This is a genomic window from Streptomyces sp. SAS_272, from assembly GCF_052543235.1.
In genome coordinates this window covers 27,951-46,670 of the sequence record NZ_JBMNDR010000076.1, presented here as the reverse complement: position 1 = coordinate 46,670, position 18,720 = coordinate 27,951, and the positions used below count along the sequence as shown (strand labels likewise).

16 protein-coding genes and 2 tRNA genes are annotated in these 18,720 nt (G+C 71.5%); 5 read left to right on the top strand and 13 right to left on the bottom strand.

Features of this window, described 5'->3' with window-relative positions; translation table 11 throughout:
• Nucleotides 1-22 precede the first annotated feature (22 nt).
• The 4 genes from ACN6LD_RS32565 to ACN6LD_RS32550 all read right to left on the bottom strand — a co-directional run bounded on the left by ACN6LD_RS32565 (nt 23) and on the right by ACN6LD_RS32550 (nt 5,386).
• A tRNA-Met gene (locus ACN6LD_RS32565) sits at nt 23-96 on the bottom strand.
• Between the two features lie 137 nt (nt 97-233).
• Complete coding sequence (locus ACN6LD_RS32560) at nt 234-2,090, bottom strand: tetratricopeptide repeat protein (protein WP_319187220.1); 1,857 nt, start codon at nt 2,088-2,090, stop codon at nt 234-236.
• A gap of 206 nt (nt 2,091-2,296) precedes the next feature.
• Nucleotides 2,297-2,370: transfer RNA gene (locus tag ACN6LD_RS32555), tRNA-Met, on the bottom strand.
• Nucleotides 2,371-2,410: 40 nt separating this feature from the next.
• The gene (locus ACN6LD_RS32550) at nt 2,411-5,386 is read right to left on the bottom strand and encodes a UPF0182 family membrane protein (protein ID WP_319187242.1); all 2,976 of its coding nucleotides are present in this window, start codon (nt 5,384-5,386) and stop codon (nt 2,411-2,413) included.
• Between the two features lie 164 nt (nt 5,387-5,550).
• Here ACN6LD_RS32550 and ACN6LD_RS32545 point away from each other — a divergent pair, with 164 nt between their 5' ends.
• Complete coding sequence (locus ACN6LD_RS32545) at nt 5,551-6,093, top strand: PPA1309 family protein (protein WP_319187222.1); 543 nt, start codon at nt 5,551-5,553, stop codon at nt 6,091-6,093.
• A 72-nt stretch (nt 6,094-6,165) separates the two neighbouring features.
• On the opposite strand, the gene ACN6LD_RS32540 is transcribed toward ACN6LD_RS32545, so the two are convergent.
• The 4 genes from ACN6LD_RS32540 to ACN6LD_RS32525 all read right to left on the bottom strand — a co-directional run bounded on the left by ACN6LD_RS32540 (nt 6,166) and on the right by ACN6LD_RS32525 (nt 9,412).
• Nucleotides 6,166-7,257: a YlbL family protein gene (locus ACN6LD_RS32540; protein WP_319187224.1), complete on the bottom strand. Its 1,092-nt coding sequence runs from the start codon at nt 7,255-7,257 to the stop codon at nt 6,166-6,168.
• Between the two features lie 54 nt (nt 7,258-7,311).
• The gene (locus ACN6LD_RS32535; RefSeq protein WP_306949383.1) at nt 7,312-7,476 is read right to left on the bottom strand and encodes a hypothetical protein; all 165 of its coding nucleotides are present in this window, start codon (nt 7,474-7,476) and stop codon (nt 7,312-7,314) included.
• A 115-nt stretch (nt 7,477-7,591) separates the two neighbouring features.
• Nucleotides 7,592-8,053, bottom strand: coding sequence for a molybdenum cofactor biosynthesis protein MoaE (locus ACN6LD_RS32530; RefSeq protein ID WP_319187227.1), 462 nt, complete (start codon nt 8,051-8,053; stop codon nt 7,592-7,594).
• Nucleotides 8,054-8,302: 249 nt separating this feature from the next.
• Complete coding sequence (locus ACN6LD_RS32525; RefSeq protein ID WP_319187229.1) at nt 8,303-9,412, bottom strand: SDR family oxidoreductase; 1,110 nt, start codon at nt 9,410-9,412, stop codon at nt 8,303-8,305.
• A gap of 192 nt (nt 9,413-9,604) precedes the next feature.
• On the opposite strand from ACN6LD_RS32525, the gene ACN6LD_RS32520 reads away from it, so the two are divergent.
• A complete protein-coding gene (locus ACN6LD_RS32520) occupies nt 9,605-11,065 on the top strand; it encodes a zinc-dependent metalloprotease (RefSeq protein WP_319187231.1) in 1,461 nt (486 codons plus the stop codon).
• Nucleotides 11,062-11,577, top strand: coding sequence for an NUDIX hydrolase (locus ACN6LD_RS32515; protein WP_319187233.1), 516 nt, complete (start codon nt 11,062-11,064; stop codon nt 11,575-11,577). Before ACN6LD_RS32520 ends, ACN6LD_RS32515 begins: the two co-directional genes overlap by 4 nt.
• A 79-nt stretch (nt 11,578-11,656) precedes the next feature.
• On the opposite strand, the gene ACN6LD_RS32510 is transcribed toward ACN6LD_RS32515, so the two are convergent.
• The 4 genes from ACN6LD_RS32510 to ACN6LD_RS32495 form a co-directional block, all read right to left on the bottom strand.
• Nucleotides 11,657-12,412, bottom strand: coding sequence for an AIM24 family protein (locus tag ACN6LD_RS32510; RefSeq protein ID WP_319187234.1), 756 nt, complete (start codon nt 12,410-12,412; stop codon nt 11,657-11,659).
• Nucleotides 12,413-12,429: 17 nt separating this feature from the next.
• On the bottom strand, nt 12,430-13,110 hold the full coding sequence (locus ACN6LD_RS32505) for an AIM24 family protein (RefSeq protein WP_079659796.1): 681 nt from the start codon (nt 13,108-13,110) through the stop codon (nt 12,430-12,432).
• A gap of 11 nt (nt 13,111-13,121) precedes the next feature.
• Nucleotides 13,122-14,792 (bottom strand): TerD family protein, encoded by a 1,671-nt coding sequence (locus tag ACN6LD_RS32500; protein ID WP_445045056.1) that lies wholly within the window; start codon nt 14,790-14,792, stop codon nt 13,122-13,124.
• Nucleotides 14,793-14,936: 144 nt separating this feature from the next.
• Nucleotides 14,937-15,533: a M48 metallopeptidase family protein gene (locus ACN6LD_RS32495; RefSeq protein WP_319195811.1), complete on the bottom strand. Its 597-nt coding sequence runs from the start codon at nt 15,531-15,533 to the stop codon at nt 14,937-14,939.
• Nucleotides 15,534-15,772: 239 nt separating this feature from the next.
• On the opposite strand from ACN6LD_RS32495, the gene ACN6LD_RS32490 reads away from it, so the two are divergent.
• Nucleotides 15,773-16,984 carry a TOMM precursor leader peptide-binding protein gene (locus ACN6LD_RS32490; RefSeq protein WP_319195810.1) on the top strand — a complete coding sequence of 404 codons (1,212 nt, stop codon included), beginning with the start codon at nt 15,773-15,775 and terminating at the stop codon, nt 16,982-16,984.
• Nucleotides 16,977-18,398, top strand: a complete 1,422-nt coding sequence (locus ACN6LD_RS32485) for an ABC1 kinase family protein (RefSeq protein ID WP_319195808.1) — start codon at nt 16,977-16,979, stop codon at nt 18,396-18,398. The genes ACN6LD_RS32490 and ACN6LD_RS32485 overlap by 8 nt, the downstream gene beginning before the upstream one ends.
• 38 nt (nt 18,399-18,436) lie before the next feature.
• Here ACN6LD_RS32485 and ACN6LD_RS32480 read toward each other — a convergent pair whose 3' ends face one another.
• A complete protein-coding gene (locus tag ACN6LD_RS32480; RefSeq protein WP_319195806.1) occupies nt 18,437-18,649 on the bottom strand; it encodes a hypothetical protein in 213 nt (70 codons plus the stop codon).
• Nucleotides 18,650-18,720: the final 71 nt, after the last annotated feature.

Below are 18,720 nucleotides of genomic sequence, written 5' to 3'. Positions count from 1 at the left end.
GATTCCGGCCCTCGGCCTTCAGTAGCGGGGACAGGATTTGAACCTGCGACCTCTGGGTTATGAGCCCAGCGAGCTACCGAGCTGCTCCACCCCGCGTCGGTGAACCCCACGTTACGTGAAGGGCGACGAGGAAGGCAAATCAATAGGACGGCGCCCTGTATGCCGAGGTCAGCGGGGTCGACCGGCCGTGCCGCGCCCCGCGGACCGCCACGGGCGACGGCCGGGGCGACGCCTCACGCCGACAGCTCCTCGCGCAGGGCGTCGCGCAGTCGGGCAGCCCGCTCGGCCACCTCCGCAGGACCGAGGGACACCGCCCGGTCGGCCCACCGCTTCCCCTCCGCCAGCTCGCCGCGACGCGCGTAGACCAGGGCCAGCCGCAACGCCGCCCGCCCGTGCCCGGCGTCGGCCGCACGCGTCCACCACACGGCCGCCTCGGGCTCGCTGCCCTCGCGCGCGAGCAGCAGCCCCAGATTGAAGGCGCCGTTGCGCGAACCGGCCTCCGCGGCCGTCCGGTACCAGCGTGCGGCCTCGACGACGTCGCCTCGCGCGGCGGCCAGCATCCCGACCCGCACCTGCGCGCGCCGGTGCCCCTGGGTCGCGGCGCGCTCGTACCACTCCTCGCACTCGGTCTTCTCGTGCACGATCTCCCCGAGCTCGTGCGCGGGCTGCGGCGGCCGGCGCGCGTCGAGCACTGCTGCCAGCCGGTACGCGGCCTCCGCGTTCCCGCCGCCGGCCGCGCACCGCAGATGCCGTTCGGCCTCCTGCTCGTCCCCGTCGCGCAGGCGCGCGATGGCGACCTGGAGCGCCGCCTCAGTGTGCCCGGCGGCCGCCGCCCGCTCGTACCAGCGCAGGGCGACCGGCTCCTCGCCGCGCCCGGCGAACAGGATCCCGAGGTTGAACGCGGCGTCGACGCTGCCCGCCTCCGCCGCCTTGGAGAACCACGGCTCGGCCCCGGCGGTGTCGCCGACCTGGAGCAGCAGCACGGCCAGAGCGTTCGCCGCCTCCCGGTGCCCGGCGTAGGCGGCGCGCCGGTACCACTGCTCGGCCTGCGCGGTGCGGCCCTGCTCGGCGCAGAGCAGGGCGAGGTTGTAGGCGCCGTTGTCGTCCCCGGCGTCCATGGCGGCCCGGTACCACCGTTCGGCGGTCTGGGTCTGCCCGCGCTCCGCGTGCAGCGCGCCCAGCGCGTTCGCCGCGTTGCCGTCGCCGTCCTGGGCCGCCCGCAGCCACCAGACGGCGGCGTTCTCGGGGTCGCCGGCGTCGCGCAGCAGGAATCCGAGCGCGCAGGCGGCCCGCGCCTCGCCGTCCTTGGCCGACGTGAGGTACCAGCGACCGGCCTCCTTCAGATCACCCCTGCCCTCGAGGATCGTCCCGAGGTGCAGCGCGGCGCGGCGGTGTCCGCGCGCGGCGGCCTGCCGGTACCACTGCTCGGCCTCGGTCCGCCCGGCGACACCGTTGTCGCGTCCGCGCTCGTCCGGGGACCCGTCCTGGAGCGGGTTCCTGTGCTGGTCAAGGGCGCGGGCCAGCCGGTACGCCGCCTCCCGGTGGCCGCGCTCGGCGGCGACCCGCATCCACTGCTGCGCCCCGGCGTCCCCGCGGTGCTCCAGCAGGTCGGCGAGGGCGTACGCGCCCAGCGTGTGCCCCTGCTCGGCGGCCTGGCGCAGCCAGTACTCGGCGGCCGGCTCGTCCCCGCACTCCCGGCGGTGGCGGCCCAGCGCGTGGGCGGCCGCGGCGGAGCCGGCCACCGCGGCGACCCGCCACCAGCCGGCGGCCTCGTCGGGGTAGCCGCGCTGGTGGAGCAGCACGCCCAGGTTGTTCGCGGCGGCGCGGTCGCCCTCCGCGGTGGCGGCACGCAGGTGGGGCTCGGCGCCGTCCAGGTCGCCGCGGCGCAACAGCATGGCCCCGAGGACGCTCATGGCCTCGGCGTCGCCGGCTTCCGCCGCGAGCCGCAGGCGCATCTCCTCGACGGCCTCCCCCGTGTCGACGGCGTCGGCCGTCTCGTCCCGGCTCTCGTCCGGGGTCGCTTCCTCGTCGGAAGGCTGCACAAACCGCCCTGTCTCGAACAGAGTTGCCTTGTCCCCCATAACGTCCATCGTCGCACCACCCGCAACCCGGGTACACCTGGTATACCGCGGCCCGTAAGGTCACTTCAGCGTTTTGTCGACATGCCCACAGAGAGACAAGTCAAACACAGATCGCCCAACTCCCCACCGCGGCGCGGCCGTCGGTTTCTCCGGCACATGCGTTCGCACACCACGAAGGCCCGGATCCGTTTCCGGATCCGGGCCTTCGTCTTCAGTAGCGGGGACAGGATTTGAACCTGCGACCTCTGGGTTATGAGCCCAGCGAGCTACCGAGCTGCTCCACCCCGCGTCGTGTTCCACAACCGTACCACGACGCGGGGCGAGCATGATCAGCCGCTGCTCGGGCTCGGACGGGGACTGGGCTTGGCGCCGGAACCGCCGCTCGTGCCACCGCTCGGACTCGCCGAACCGGTGGGACTCGGGCTGCTGCTCGGCTTGGCGCCCTTGTCGGCAGCCGACTGCGCCTCCTCGGCCCGCTTCAGCGCGTCCTCGAGGTCCTTCTGCGCCTTCGCGTACGCGGCCCAGTCGGGCTTCTTGAGAGCCTCCTGGCCGGCGTCGAAGGCCTTCTGGGCGTCGGCCAGCGCCTCCCGGACGGTCGGATTGCTCGACGTCGGCGGCGGGGTGGTGCCGCCCCCCTCGTCCGTCGGCGGCGGGGTGGTGCCCTCCGCGCCGAAGACCTTGTTGAGCGCCTCGTCCAGGGTGTCCTCGAAGGCGGTGTTGCCGCCGTAGGTCACCAACACCTTCTTCAGCAGCGGGTACTTGAGCCCGCCACCGCGCACGTAGACGGGTTCCACATAGAGCAGTCCACCGTCGAGCGGCACCGTCAGCAGGTTGCCGTACTCGATGTCGGAGTCGCCGCCCTTCAGAAGTCTGATGGACTCGGCGATGTCCTGTTCAGAGTTGAACTGGCTCTGCACCTGTTTCGGCCCGTCGACGGTCGTGCTCGTCGGCAGTTTCAGGATTCTGATCTTGCCGTAGTCGGGGGTGCCCGCTTCTGAGTCGACCGCCATGAACGCGCTGAGGTTGTCCCGGCCGTTGGGCGTCAGCGTCGTCGTCAGCGAGAACGCCTGTGCCTTCTGGTCGGGCATCTTCATGCTCAGGTAGTACGGCGGCACCGCGTCGCCCGACTTGTTGGACGGGTCGTCCGGCACCTGCCACACCTCGCTGCCGCTGAGGAACGTCGTGGCGTCCTTCACGTGGTAGCGGGTGAGCAGCTCGCGCTGGACCTTGAACAGGTCCTGCGGGTACCGCAGATGGGCCATCAGCGACTTGGAGATCGCCGACTTGGCCTTCACCGTGCCGGGGAACGCCTTCATCCAGGTCTTCAGGACCGGGTCCTCGGTGTCCCACTGGAAGAGCTTGACCTCGCCGGTGTACGCGTCGACGGTCGCCTTCACCGAGTTGCGGATGTAGTTGACCTGGTTCTGCTGGGCCACCACCGCGCGGTTGTCGTTGGTCGCGGTCAGCGAGTCGGCCGTGGTGTCGCCGAGGGTCGTTCGCGAGGCGTACGGGTAGCCGTTCGTCGTCGTGTACGCGTCGACGATCCACTGGATGCGGCCGTCGACCACGGCCGGGTAGGCGTCGCCGTCGATGGTGAGCCAGGGGGCGACGGCCTCCACGCGCTCCTTGGGCGTGCGGTTGTACAGAATCCGTGAACCCTCGCCGATCGCTCCGGAGTAGAGGATCTGCGGCTCACCGAACGCCACCGCGTACGCGGCCCGGTTGACCGGGTTGGAGAGGTTGACCCCGCTCTTGCCTCGATAGCTGGTGGTCTTCTCCCCCGCGTCGTCGGAGTAGTCGATCTCCTTCTGGGGGCCGCCGACGATCGAGTAGGTGGTCGTCTTCTCGCCGTAGTAGACGCGCTGCTCGTAGGTGCCGAGCTCGCCCTCGGACGGCAGGTTGGACTCGGTGAAGAGGGGACGGCCCTCGGAGTCGGACGTGGTCCCCCTCGCCGCGACCACCCCGTAGCCGTGGGTGTAGCGGAAGTGGTTGTTGATCCAGTTCTGCTTGTCCACGCCCGCGAGGTTCAGCTCGCGCAGACCGATCACCGTGTCCTGGTCGGCGCCCTTCACGTTGTAGCGGTCCACGTCCAGGTTGGTGGGGAACGCGTAGTACTTACGCATCTGCTGGAGCTGCTGGAACGTCGGGGAGACGATGTTCGGGTCCAGGACGCGGATGCTCGCCGTCGCGTCGACGTCGTCGCGCAGCGTCGTCTTGTCCTTGGTGGTGCTCGTGCCCGAGTACTCGGTGACCTGCGTGCCGTCGATGCCGTACGCCTCGCGTGTCGCCTTGAGGTTCTTCGCGACGTACGGCGCTTCCTTGGCCTGCTCGTTGGGCTGGACCTGGAACTTCTGGACGATCGCCGGGTACAGGCCGCCGATGAGGATCGCCGAGAGCACCATCAGGCCGAAGCCGATCACGGGCAGCTGCCAGGTGCGCCGCCACAGCGTGGCGAAGAACAGCAGGGCGCAGATGACGGCGATGCAGAACAGGATCGTCTTGGCCGGCAGGTAGGCGTTGGCGTCGACGTACCGCAGGCCCGTCCAGTTGTCCGTGGCCTTGAAGTCGCTGGACTTCACCGCCAGGCCGTAACGGTCGAGCCAGTAGGCGACCGCCTTCAGCGCGACGAAGACGCCCAGCAGCACCGAAAGGTGCCCGGTGGCCGCGGCGGTGGCCCGCGCGCCGGGGCTGGTGACGCGCAGCCCGCCGTACAGGTAGTGGGTGAGCGCGGCGGCGATCAGGGAGAGGATCGTCGCGGCGAAGCCGAAGCCGAGCAGGAACCGGTACCAGGGCAGGTCGAAGGCGAAGAACGACACGTCGAGGTGGAACTGCGGGTCCTTCTGCCCGAAGGGCACGCCGTTGACCCACATCAGCCAGGTGCGCCACTGTCCGGCCGCCGAGGCGCCGGCGATCAGGCCGACCAGGGCGGTGATGCCGAGCAACAGCCATGTCTTGTACGGCGCGATGCCCATACGGTAGCGGTCGAGACTCTGTTGCTCCACCGACATCGCGCTCAGCGGCGGCCGCAGCCGGTGGGCCAGCCAGATGTTGAAGCCGACCGCGAGGGCCATCAGCAGACCGAAGACGAAGAACAGCCCGATCTTGGTCCAGAGCATGGTCGTGAACACGGACGAGTAGTTCACCGAGCGGTACCAGAGCCAGTCCGTCCAGAACCCGGCGAACATCGTGAACGCCATGCCGAGTACGGCTAGGACGCCCAGTGTCGTCAGCAGGGTCCGGACGCGCCGGGACGGGCGGCCCACTCTGATCCGCGGCCCCGTGGGGCCTCCGCCGCGGTCCGGCATCTGGAAAGCCAAGGTGCGCACCTCGAATGTCGCAGTTGATCCGTCAGGCCCGCGTGTTCGTGGACCGTTCGTGGCCCCCCGTGATCGCGGGCCCACACCTATGCAACTTACTCACCGTTTACTCGGTTCCCGATTCCGCCCAGGAACGAGAGAGGATTGTGACCATGTCCAACACTCCCATGGCGGCGAGCCCGCTCACCCGGGCCGTACTCGAGATCGACGAGTACGCCTCCGGCCTCGGCTGGGACCAGCCCGCCCGCCTTTTCGCCCTCGTAGACACCGCTCGGCTGCGAGCCCAGGAACCGTCGCTCGCGACCCAGCTCGGCCTTCAGGACGAGCCCGAGACCACCGGTCTCACCCCGATCGAGCAGGACGAAGTGCCAACGGACAAGCCGCTCGACGAGTTCCTCGCCACGATCGCCTGGCCGGACGCGGTGGTGGGCTGCGCCCTCACCGTCGAGCGCCTGATGCTTCCGCCGTCCGCCGAGTCCCAGGTCCCGCAGGGCCTCAGCGACGCGAAACTCGCGAAGTGGGTGGCCGAGCACCCCGACCGCCACGAGGTCCGGATGACGGTCGCCGTACTGCGCGACGGCACCCGCGACTCGGCCCTGCGGCTGCGCGAGAAGGACGCGCCGACGGAGGTCCTCACGGGCGCCGGGCTCGTCCCGGGCCTCGCGGAGGCGCTGTCGGCGACGTTCGCGGAGTAGCGCCCAGCGGCAGCGCCTCGCCCATCCCGGTGTGGCTGCCCGGGGCCTGTCGTTCGGATCAGGCCCCGGCCGCTACTTCGTGCACTTCGGCAGGGCGGCGGTGTCGCCGCTGCGGATGTCGTCGAGGGCGGCGAGGGCGTCGTCGATCGTGTCGACCTTGACGAGCCTGAGCCCCGAGGGGGTGTCCTCGGCGGCGGCCTTGCAGTTGTCGGCCGGCGTCAGGAAGAACCGGGCGCCCTGGCTGCGCGCGCCGACGGTCTTCATCTCGATGCCGCCGATCGGGCCGACCTTGCCGTCGTCGTCGATGGTCCCGGTGCCGGCGACGAACTTTCCGCCGGTGAGGCTGCCCGGGGTGAGCTTGTCGTAGATGCCGAGCGCGAACATCAGGCCGGCGCTGGGGCCGCCGACGTCGGCGAGCTTGATGTCGACGGTGAAGGGGAAGGTGTGGTCGGTCCCGGCCGAGATCCCGACGATGGCGCGCTTCTCTCCGCTGTCGTCGGAGGCCGCGGTGGTGATCGAGACCTTCTGTGTGGTCGTCGCCGTCCGGCGCGCCTTCTCGGCGGCGGCCTGCTCCTTCGCCGGGACGATCGTGAAGACGACGTTCTCGCCGGCCTTGTGCTTGGTCACCAGCTTCGCGACGTCACCCGGCTCCTTCACCGCGGTGCCGTCCACGGCCTTGATCACGTCTCCGGCGTGCAGCCTGCCCTCCGCCGGGGAACCCTTCACCACGGTCGAGACGATCACCCAGGACGTCACCGGGACGTTCAGCTCCTTCAGGGCGGCGACCTTGGCGCTCTCCTGGGACTGGCTGAACTCCTCGGCGTTCTCCTGGGTGGACTGCTCCTCGGTCTTGCCGTCCGGGTACAGCGTGTCGTGCGGGACGACCTTGTTGTCGTGCGCGAGCCACCCGTAGACGGCCTCGACGAGGTTCATCCGGTAGTCGGCGCTGGTCACCCGCACCGTGGTCATGTTGAGGTGGCCACTGGTCGCGTAGGTTTTGCGCCCGGAGATCTGCAGCACCGGCTCGCCGTCGTGATCGCCGAGGGTGTTCACCGTGGGCCCCGGGGACATCTCCGAGTACGGCACGGGGATGAGCACTCCCGCGCACAGAAGCGCGATGAGGATCAAGGTGGAGGCGAGCATCGTCGCGGTGCGGCGTGGCATGACTCGACACTACGGGACGCCTCTGTCAGCGCACGGTCAGGGCTGCCACCCGGGTCACGCGCGGGAGTGCGGCTTCTCCATGGCGGCTCGGAAACGGGCATATCCGTCCAGCTCAGGGCCGTCGCCGCGGGCCTTGCGGGTCCGGTTGGCCCAACTCCCCCACAGCCCTGCACCGATCGCGGCGACAAGCGGAATCAGCAACCAGGCGAGCGCCGCCATGCCGACCTCCCAACCCCAGTGAGCAACACAACTGACTGATCAGCAGATTAACCATCCGCAGTGACAACGCTCACGGCAGGGGTCCGGTTACGCAACCGGACGGGTGGCCGGTGGATCAGCAGGCCCCGACCCACTCCTCGGTGCCGTCGGAGAACTTCTGGTGCTTCCAGATGGGCACGTCGTGCTTGAGGTCGTCGATCAGCTTGCGGCATGCCTCGAAGGCCTCCCCGCGGTGCGGACAGGACACGGCGACGACGACCGCCAGGTCGCCCACGGCCAGCTCCCCCACCCGGTGGACGGCCGCCAGCGCCCGCACCGGGTACTCGGCGGCGACCTTCTCCGCGATCCGCCGCATCTCCGCCTCGGCGCTCGGGTGGCAGGAGTATCCGAGCGCGTCGACGTCGGCGCCGGCGTCATGGTTGCGCACGGTGCCCACGAAGAGCGCCGTCCCGCCGGCCGCGTCGTCCCCGACCGCTTTGAAGACCTCGTCCAGGGAGAGCGGAGTGTCGCGAACGGCGATCAGCTTGATGGGATCCTGCGCCGCCCGCTCGCCGGGATGCTCGTCGATGACTGCCATACCCCCATCGTGCCGCACCCCGGGGACCGGACGAAATGCCGTGATCGCCCGGTACGCACGCGTGGCGCCTTGGAGGGACCTCCAAGGCGGCCCGTCCGGGGTCCCTGAAGAGAGGCGCAGGGGCACGGCCCCAGGGAAAGGGCAGGGCGCACGGCCCCCAGGGAAGGGGCAGAGGGCACGGGCCCCCAGGGTCGGCACGGCCCCCAGGGGAGGGCGGCGGGCGGAGGAGCAGGCCGCACGCCCCCGCGCTCAGCGCCGCCGGGCCTTGCGGGCCCGCCGCACCACAGCCGCCGCGCCCAGCAGAGCGACCGTCGCCCCGGCCGCCCCCGCAGCCGTTGCGTCCTTGCGCCCGAGGCGCCGTCCGACGACGGTGTGCCGTCCGGCCACCTCCTCCAGCAGCTGCGCCAGGACCTCCTCGTTGGTCCAGCCCGGCCGCCACCCCGCGTCGTGAAGCCGGCTTCCGCTCACCACCCAGGGGTACATCGTGTACGCCAGGTCGCCCGCCGGGGACGGCGTCAGCCCGATCCGGTGCAGCCGCGCGGCAGCGCCCAGGGCGACCGCCGACGGCAGCTCCATGCGCCGGATCCCGCTGAGCTCCTCGACCTCCTCCTGCTCCAGCCACCCGTCGCACCCGACGGCGAGTTCCCCGTCGACCTTCTCCAGGACCGCGTACTCCAAGGCGCTGACCAGGTCCTCGACGTGGCAGAACTGCCAGGCCGGCCGCGACCCGGCGACGACCAGCAGCCGCGGCGACTCGAAGTACCGGGTCAGCGCCGTGTCCGTGCCGCCGACCACGGTCGCGGGCCGCACCACGGTGACGTTCAGACCGGGATGCGCCCGGGGCGCGCGGCGGGCGAGCCGTTCGATCTCCAGGAGGTCCCCGACGCCGGTCGCCTCCGCCGTCGCCCGCAGCTCCGCGTCCTCGGAGAGCGGCAGCTCGTTGTCTTCCAGCGCTCCGTAGACCATCGCGGAGGTGCACAGCACGACGCGGCGCACCCCGGCCGCCGCGGCGGCCGTGAGGACGGTCTGCGTACCGCGCACGTTGTAGGCCGTCCGGGCGGCGGCGTCACTCCCCAGGTCTAGGTCGAGTGCGAGATGGACCACGACGTCCGCGCCGCGCAGCTTGTCGGCGATCGCCGGATCACGGACGTCGAGGATGTGCCACTGCGCCGCGTCGCACTCGCCTCGCCGCTCGTCGATGGCGACGACCTGCTTGACCTCCTCCGACGCGGCGAGCCGCTCCGTGAGCAGCGCGCCCACCCCGGTCGCCGCGCCGGTCACGGCAACGACCGGCCCGCGGGCGCCGGCCCGGGTCGAAGGGTTTCGCGCTGCGCGAACCTGCGGATCTGGGGAACTCACCAGGTGTCTCCAGCGGTTGTCTTGGCATACGGGCGCGAGTGACGCGTACGTACCAGGTGGCATCCATCCTGCCGCAGGGCAGGAGTCGGCGAAGCACCGAGGCCCGATCGAGCCGGGGTGTCTACGCTGGGTGGTGTTGCAGGGCAGTCGCCGCCGGCCGAAATCCGGTGGCCTTACCAGCCGAGGAACCCCGTGAGTGACACCCCATTCGGATTCGGCCTTCCGCCGGAGGAGCCGGAGGACGGCGACGAGGGCAAGAAGGACCCGCAGAGCGGCGGTGGTCAGGGACCGGCCAACCCGTTCGGTTTCGGCGGCCTGCCCGGCGCCGGCGGCTTCGGCGCGCCCGGCGCGGACAATCCGCTCGCCGCGATGTTCGGTTCGCTGAACCCCAACGACCTGGGGGCCGCGTTCCAGCAGCTCGGTCAGATGCTCTCCTACGAGGGCGGCCCGGTGAACTGGGACATGGCCAAGCAGATCGCCCGCCAGACGGTCGCCCAGGGCACCTCCGACGGCGTCAAGGACTCCAGCGTCGGTCCGTCCGAGCGCACCGCCGTCCAGGAGGCCGTCCGCCTCGCCGACCTGTGGCTCGACGACGCCACCTCGCTGCCGTCCGGCGCCGCCTCCGCCGTGGCGTGGTCCCGCGCGGAGTGGGTCGAGGCGACCCTGCCCGCCTGGAAGGAGCTCGTCGACCCGGTCGCCGAGCGGGTCGGCGCGGCCATGGGCGACGTCCTGCCGGAGGAGATGCAGGCCATGGCCGGCCCGCTGATCGGCATGATGCGCTCCATGGGCGGCGCGATGTTCGGCTCGCAGATCGGCCAGGCCGTCGGCGTGCTCGCGGGCGAGGTCGTCGGCTCGACCGACATCGGTCTGCCGCTCGGTCCGGCCGGGCGCGCCGCGCTGCTGCCGGTGAACATCGAGGCCTTCGGCAAGGACCTGGGCGTCGGCAAGGACGAGGTGCGGCTCTACCTCGCGCTGCGCGAGGCCGCCCACCAGCGCCTCTTCGCCCATGTGCCGTGGCTGCGCTCGCACCTGTTCGGCGCGGTCGAGGGGTACGCGCGGGGGATCAAGGTCGACACCGCCAAGCTGGAGGACGTGGTCGGGCAGTTCGACCCGCAGAATCCCGAGCAGCTGCAGGACGCTCTCCAGCAGGGCATGTTCCAGCCGGAGGACACCCCGGCGCAGAAGGCCGCCCTGGCCCGTCTGGAGACGGCTCTGGCGCTCGTCGAGGGCTGGGTCGACGCCGTGGTGCACGCGGCCGCGAAGCCGCGCCTGTCGTCCGCCGACGCGCTGCGTGAGACCCTGCGCCGGCGCCGTGCCACGGGCGGTCCGGCGGAGCAGACGTTCGCGACGCTGATCGGCCTGGAACTGCGCCCTCGCCGTCTGCGCGACGCGTCCCGCCTGTGGGCCTCGCTGACGGACGCGCGCGGCGTCGACGGCCGGGACGCCCTGTGGGCCCACCCGGACATGTTGCCCACGGCCTCCGACCTGGACGACCCGGACGGCTTCGTGCACCGCGAGCAGATGGACTTCTCCGAGCTCGACAAGATGCTCGGCGAGGCGGCGAGCGGCGGCGGCCTCGGCGACAGGCCGAACCTGAAGAAGGACGACGACACGGACGGCGGGAACGACTCCAAGGGCGACGACACCGAGTGAGCCTGCACGACGACGCGGTCCTCGTCCTGAAGGGGTACGAGGGCCAGGAAGAGCTGTGCCAGACGTACCTGGACCATCTGGCGGCCCGCCCCGACGCTATGTGGAAAGCGTGCGCGGACGGGCACATCACGGCGAGCGCGCTGGTGATCGACCCGGAGCGCGGCCGTGTGCTGCTCACCCTGCACAAGAAGCTGAGGATGTGGCTGCAGACGGGCGGTCACTGCGAGCCGGCCGACGCGACGCTGGCGGGTTCGGCGCTGCGGGAGGGGACGGAGGAGTCTGGCATGCCGGGGCTGAGCCTGCTGCCCGGCGGTCCGGTGCGCCTTGACCGGCATCACACGCCCTGCGCCTGGCACTACGACGTCCAGTACGCGGCGCTCGCCCCGGCCGGGGCGGTGGAGGCCATCAGCGACGAGTCCCTCGACCTGCGCTGGTTCGCCTACGACGAGGTGGGGAACGTGGCCGACGCGTCGGTCGTCCGCCTGCTGGAGGCGGCCCGCGCGCGACTGTGAGGGGCAACGGGACACGGGTCGGGAACGGGTAAGGGGCGAACCACCAGGTGGTCGCCCCTTACGTGTGCTGTTCGGACGGTCAGCTCCAGACGTTGCCCTGGTTCTGTCCCCGCGCCCCCTGCTGACCCATGCCGTACTGCGCGGCGAGACCCGACCCGACCTGGGCGTTCTGCGGCGGCAGCAGCTCGCTGGGCTGGACCAGCGCGTAGCCGGCGCCCATGAAGCTGAGCTCCCAGCCCTCACCGGTGTTGCCGCGCCGGCGCCACACCCCGGAGGAGTGCGTCTGCGCCTGCATCTGCACCCGCAGTCCGGTGGACCAGGCGACGATGGCGTCCGCGTCGCAGTTGACGTACTTGTCGGGGGTGACCTGCATCATCAGCGGCGCGCCCGAGGTCATCAGGGCCACCTTGCCGCGGCCGGTGATGTTGAGCTGGTACTTCCCCGAGCCGGAGATGCCGTAGAGGCTGTCGACGGCGATGACGTCATGGTGCAGCGAGGAGTCCATGGCCAGCACATAACTGCTGTCCACGGTCAGCCCGTCCTGCTCCACGTCCATCACGTGGATGTGCTGGGCGAGGTTGGCGAGGTACACCGTGCCCTGGCCGTGACAGCGCATCAGGCTCAGACCCTCGCCCGTGTGGGCCCGCGCGCGTCCTTGCTGGTTGCTCTGGTACTCGGCGTCGAACTCCATCAGGCCCTGGTAGGCGACCATCGTCCCCTTGCGGGCGAGGATGTCGTCGTGGCCCTCCAGGGTGACCCGGAGCATCTGCTTGTTCTGCAGACTCCAGCGGTCCTGGGTCTGCGAGTCGTTGTGCGCGAAAAGTGAGCTCTGCATGATGTTCCCGGTCCCCCTCAGCCCCGTACCCGGAGGCGGTCGGTGCTGTCCTCACTGGGCTGGACGACGACGATGCCCTGGCCGGAGAAGGCCATCTGATAGGCCTCGCCGCTGCCCCGGCCGATGAGCGACTGCGCCTTGAAGCTGCGCTTGCCCTTCACCTTGAGGTTCGGGGACCAGGCGACGAGCGCGTCGGGGTCGACGTACGTCTCGTCCTCGCCGCCGCCGCAGTCGACGACGATCGGCTTGCCCCGGGAGGTCAGCGCGACCCAGCCCTGCCCGGAGATCTTGGTGTTCCACAGCCCCTGACCGGCGAACTTCGCCAGCCCCTTGACGCGCTCGACGCCCCAGGTCAGGTGTGCGTCGAAGGCGAGCAGGTTGGTGGCGTTGACGGAGATGCCGTCGCCGTTGAGGTTGATGACGACGACGTTCGCCCCGTAGTCGGCGAGATAGAGCAGACCGTCGCCGGTGCACTTCATCAGGGGCGCGCCCTCGCCGGTCATCCAGTCGCGGGCGATCTGGCGTACGGCGGGCGGGTTGGGCTCGTACTGGACGAAACCCTCGTAGGCGACCATCGAGCCCACGCGCGCGAAGAGGTCGTTGCCGGTCTGCATGGCGACCTTCAGCATGTGGTTGCCGTGGTTCTCCATGCGGGCGGTGACGGGTGCGGGGGCGTAGCCCGCGAGCGGCTGGTTCATGACGGGCTCCCTCAGACCTCGTACGGCTGGACGACGATGAAGTTGCCGGGAGCGCCCCGGAACTGGAGGTTGACGCTCTCTCCGGTGTCGCCCGGGTAGGCGTTGCGGCGCATCCGCACCTGGCTGGAGACGACCACCTGGGAGGCCGCCGACCAGGCGACGACGGCGTTGCAGTCGGCGAACGTGGTGGGCGTGACCGGCAGGACCACGGGGGTGCCGTGCGTCTTCACGACGATCGTCCCGGTGCCCTGGAACTGCATGGTGAACAGCGCGCCGCCGGGGATGCCGTGCCCCTCGATGCGACGGACCTCGTACTGGAGGCTCTCGTCGAAGGCGAGAACATTCTCGGCGGAGACGCAGATCGCGTCGCCCTGGAGCTCGATGGGGTGCACATGGGTGGAGTTCTCGGCGAGGAACACCTGCCCCTGGCCGGTGCAGCGCATCAGCTGCATCTCCTGACCGGTGGCGTTGCCGACGATCCGGCCGGCGAACCCGGCGCCCTTGTAGCTGAAGTCGACCTTGCCCTGGTAGAGGACCATGCTGCCCTGGCGGGCGAGGACGGGCTGGCCGCCGATGCCGAGGTCTACCCGGATCATCTTCCTGTTCTGCTGCGTCCAGCGCTGCCCGGTGGGCGTCTCCTTGAACTGCTGGAGCGCCGACGCCACGCCGGCGCCGCCCTGGGGCGCGCCCTGCGGCACGCCGTAGGCCTGCTGTCCCGGTACCTGCCCGAAGGGGGGCTGCTGTCCGTAGCCGGGCGGCGGGGCCGGCTGTCCGTAGCCGGGCGGGGTCTGGGGGGCCTGCGGGGCGGGGGGCTGCTGCCCGTAGCCGGGAGGCATGGGCGCGGTCGGCGCGGGGCCGTGGCCGTACGGCTGCGGCTGGGGCGGCTGACCGTAGGGAGCCGGGGCGGGGGCGGGCGGCGGGACGTGACCGCCGGGCGGGACCAGCGGCGCGACGATGGTCGGCGCGGCGTGGACCGGGGGCGCGGGAGCCGGAGCCGGCGGCGGGGTCGCGCCGGGCGGGGGCGCGAAGCCCTGCGCGGGCTGCGGCTGAGGAGGAGCGGGCGCCGGTGCAGGGGGCGCGCCGAAGGCGGGCGGGGCGAAGCTCGGAGCTGCGCCGCCGGGCTGCGGCTGCTGAGGCGCGGCGGGCGCCTCCTCCTCCGCGACCTCGCCGCCGAAGTTCTTCAGCAGCGCGTCCAGGCCGCCGTCGAAGCCCTGACCGACGGCCGCGAACCGCCAGACGTCCTTGAGGTAGAAGTCGCCCAGCATCACGGCCCGCTCACTGGTGAACTCGGAGCCGTTGAACGCGTAGCGGGCCACCTCCTCGCCGCCCGCGACGATGCGCAGGTAGCCGGGGTTGATCTGGGACATCTGCCCGGCGCCGTCCAACGTCGCCGTGAACGACAGCTTCTGGATCTGCGGCGGGATCCGGTCGAGGGTGATGCGGAAGGACTCCGTGTCGCCCGCCTGGGCGCCCAGGAGCTGGATGGACTCCTCGGGGGACTTGGGCTGGTTGAAGAAGACGAAGTACCGGTCGTCCGAGAGACGCTCGTCGGCGTCGAGACCGAAGCAGCTGATGTCGAAGGTCAGGCCGGGGGCGGTGATCTGCACGCCTACGTACAGATCGGTACCCGCCGTGAGGTCACTGATCCTGGCCTTGTGGCCGCGTTGGAATTCCCTGGGCATGCGTAACGACCGTCCCCCATCCCGATTGCGAGTGCGTCGCGTCAGGCTAACGGCAAAGTCCGACAACGCACGATGTCGGTACAGACCCGGTACACAAGCGACGTAGCCGTACGCCCGCGAGGTTCACCCCACGCGCGCCGCAGGTCACTCCCCGTTCGCGTCCGGCGAGTGGGGAAGGCGTTCGGCCGCGACGACGCCCTCGAGGTAGCCCCGGGCGCGCTCGGTGCGCGGGTAGGCCTCCAGCAGCCGCCAGAAGTCGGGACCGTGGCCCGGCACGAGCAGATGCGCGAGCTCGTGGGCGAGGACGTAGTCGATGACGTACTCGGGCATGCCCTTCAGACGGTGCGACAGCCGGATGCTGCCCTCGGCCGGGGTGCACGAGCCCCAGCGGGTGTTCTGGTTGGTCACCCAGCGCACCGAGGCAGGCCGGGCCCGGCCGTCGAAGCACTGGGCCGACAGGCGCTCGGCGCGTTCGGCGAGCTCGGCGTCGCCCGGCACGCGCCGGCTCTCCTGCGCGGCGAGCTTGTCGAGCATGACGCTCACCCAGCGTTGCTCCTCGGCCTCGGACATCCGGGCGGGGATGAGCACGATGGTGCGATCGCCCTCGCGGTACGCGGAGACCGTCCGACGTCGCCGGGCGCTTCTGCGGACCTCGATCGCGCTCGCCCCCGAGCCGCTCGGCGGCGGGCTCGTCGTGCTGCGCTGTGGTGGTCCGGCGCGGTGCAGGGGGTCGGCGGGCACGCCCCGACGTTACCCGTTGCACATGGGTGAAGTCCCGACTCCGACTCGGGTGGGTTCCGAGCCGACCTGCCACTTTTGCCTCGTACGACGCATTTATACGACGAATTACCGTGCCTGTGGACAACTTTCGGCGGGTTCGGACCGGCCCGGGCATGCTGGCAGTCGTCGGCGGAGCGAGGCCGTCCCACGCCCCGCTCCGCCGACATGACGGGGAGTTTCCAGGCATACGGGGGCCTTCGATGCATCCGACGGTGAAACCCGCGCTGCGGCGCGGCTGGCGCGACCTCAACACGGTGCAGTTCGGCATGACGCCGGCGCACGCACTGACGCTCGGCCCGGTGGACACGGCCACGGGCAGCTTCCTCGACCTGCTGGACGGCACCCGAGGGCTCCCCCTGCTGCGGGAGGAGGGCCGCCGGATGGATCTGCCCGACGGCCATGTCGACCGGCTGGTGGAGCGGCTGACCCGGGCGGGACTGCTCGACGACGCGCACGGCGGCGGGCCGGAGGTCTCCGCTCTGCGGGAGAGGAAGGAGGTCATGGAGCGGCTGCGTCCCGATCTCGCCGCGCTGTCCCTCGTCACCTCGCAGCCGGGAGACGCGGTCGAGCACCTGGCCGCCCGGCGTGGGATGCGCGTCCAGGTGCGCGGCGCGGGCCGGGTGGGCGCGGTGCTGGCGGCGCTGCTGTCGGGCGCGGGAGTCGGCGAGGTGGACGTGCGAGACGGCGGAAAGGTGGAGCCCGGGGACGTCACGCCGGGCGGCCTGCCCGCCGAGGCGGTCGGCGAGCGCCGGGACGAGGCGGCCGGCCGCGTCGTGCGCCGGGCCGCCCCCGGCCCGGCGCGCCGAAGGAGCAGGAACTCCCCCGCCGAGGACGCTCCGGGCTTCTCGCTGGTGATCCTCGCCCCGCGGGACGACGTGTCCGTGCACGCGCCCGCGCCTGCCGCGGCGGAACCCCTGATCGCCTCGGGCACCCCGCATCTCTACGCCGGGGTCGTCGAGGGCACGGGCGTCGTGGGCCCGCTCGTCCTGCCGGGAGAGACGGGCTGCGCGGGCTGTCTGCACCACGAGCGCGCCGACCGGGACCCGGCCTGGCCGCGCCTGGTCGCCCAGTGGCACTCCGGTCACCGGCGCACGGCGCGCGCCTGTGACGTGACGCTGGCCACGACCGTGGCCGGGCTGGCCGCCGCCCACGCCCTCACCTTCCTCGACGGCCGCGATCCGTCGAGCGTGGGCGCCCGGTGGGAGGTCTCCGTACCCGCGCTCCGGTGGCACACACGGCAGGTGCTGCCACACTGTGCCTGCCCGTGCGGGGCCGCGGAGAAAGGTAAGCGGGAACACACCTCCGAGGAGGGGGGTCCGCACGCGACAATGGCAGAGCAACGGCATTCGACGGAGTTACGCGGTAGCACGGACACCGCGCGGCTGGCTGGGACCTGGAGGGCGCATGTCTGATCTTCCCCGGAAGGCGGTCACCCGGACCGCCAAGCTCGCCGCGCTCCCGCTCGGTTTCGCCGGGCGGGCCACCTGGGGCCTGGGCAAGCGGATCGTGGGCGAGTCCGCGGAGATCGTCGGCCGCGAGCTGCAACAGCGCACCGCGGAGCAGCTCTTCAAGGTGCTGGGCGAGCTGAAGGGCGGTGCGATGAAGTTCGGACAGGCGCTGTCCGTCTTCGAGTCGGCCCTGCCCGAGGAGGTGGCCGGCCCCTACCGCGCGGCCCTCACCAAGCTCCAGGACGCGGCGCCGCCGATGCCGACCCGCACCGTGCACGCCGTGCTCACGAAGCACCTCGGCGAGGACTGGGCCGGGCTCTTCCTGGAGTTCGACGACAAACCCGCCGCGGCCGCCTCGATCGGTCAGGTGCACCGAGGGGTGTGGCACGACGGCCGGGAGGTCGCGGTCAAGGTCCAGTACCCCGGGGCCGGCGAGGCCCTGCTGTCCGACCTGAACCAACTCAGCCGCTTCGCACGCCTGTTGGGCCCGCTCATCCCGGGCATGGACGTGAAGCCGCTGATCGCCGAGTTGCGCGACCGGGTCTCGGAGGAACTGGACTACGGCCTGGAGGCTCAGGCCCAGCAGGCCCACGCGGAGGAGTTCGACGGGGATCCCGACGTCGTGGTGCCGGCGGTGGTCCACCAGTGCGACCAGATCCTGGTCACCGAGTGGATCGACGGCGTTCCCCTCTCCGAGGTGATCTCCGAGGGCACCCAGGAGCAGCGGGACCGCGCCGGCCAGCTGCTGTCCCGCTTCCTCTTCTCCGGCCCGGCGCGCACCGGCCTGCTGCACGCCGACCCGCACCCCGGCAACTTCCGTCTCCTGCCCGGCGGGCCGGAGGGCGAGGACGACTGGCGGCTGGGGGTGCTGGACTTCGGCACGGTGGACCGGCTCGCGGGCGGCCTGCCGGACCCGATCGGCGAGTCCCTGCGCATGACGCTGGACGGCGATGCGGAGGCGGTCTACGAACTCCTCCGCGCGGAGGGCTTCGTCAAGGACTCCATCGAGCTCGATCCCGACGCGGTCCTCGACTACCTCCTGCCGATCATCGAACCGGCCCGCGCCGAGGAGTTCACGTTCACCCGCGGCTGGATGCGCAGTCAGGCGGCCCGGATAGCCGACCCCCGCTCTCCCGCCCATCAGCTGGGCAAACAGCTCAACCTGCCGCCGGCGTACCTGCTGATCCACCGGGTGACGCTCAGCACGATCGGCGTACTGTGCCAGCTCGGCGCGACGGTACGGCTACGGGACGAACTGGAGGACTGGCTGCCCGGGTTCCTCCCCGAGGACGAGCTGGAGGCCTCGGAAAACCTGGACTCCCCCGACTCACCGGAAGCGGAGGACCCGCTGGAGGAGGACGCGGTGGCGGAGGCGTGAGCCGCGGGCGCGGGGCTCCGACCATGGCGTGAGCCGACTCACCACCAGACCGAGTCCAGCCGTCCTTCGATCGCCCGGAGGTTCTCCCGGGCGCAGGCCTCGCAGAAGTGACGGCGCACGCCGTTCTCCACGGAACACGTCCAGGTGACCGGCGGTGGCTCTGCCGCCCGGATCCCGCAGCGGCCGCACACCACGGACCGGGGCTCCGCCGGTGAACCGTCTCGGTCGCCGTCTCCTGGAGTGCTCGCCATGCCCAAAACGGTAACGCCGCGGCGCCGGATCGGGCGCACAGCGCACCGGGGGGGGGGGGGGGGGGGGGGGG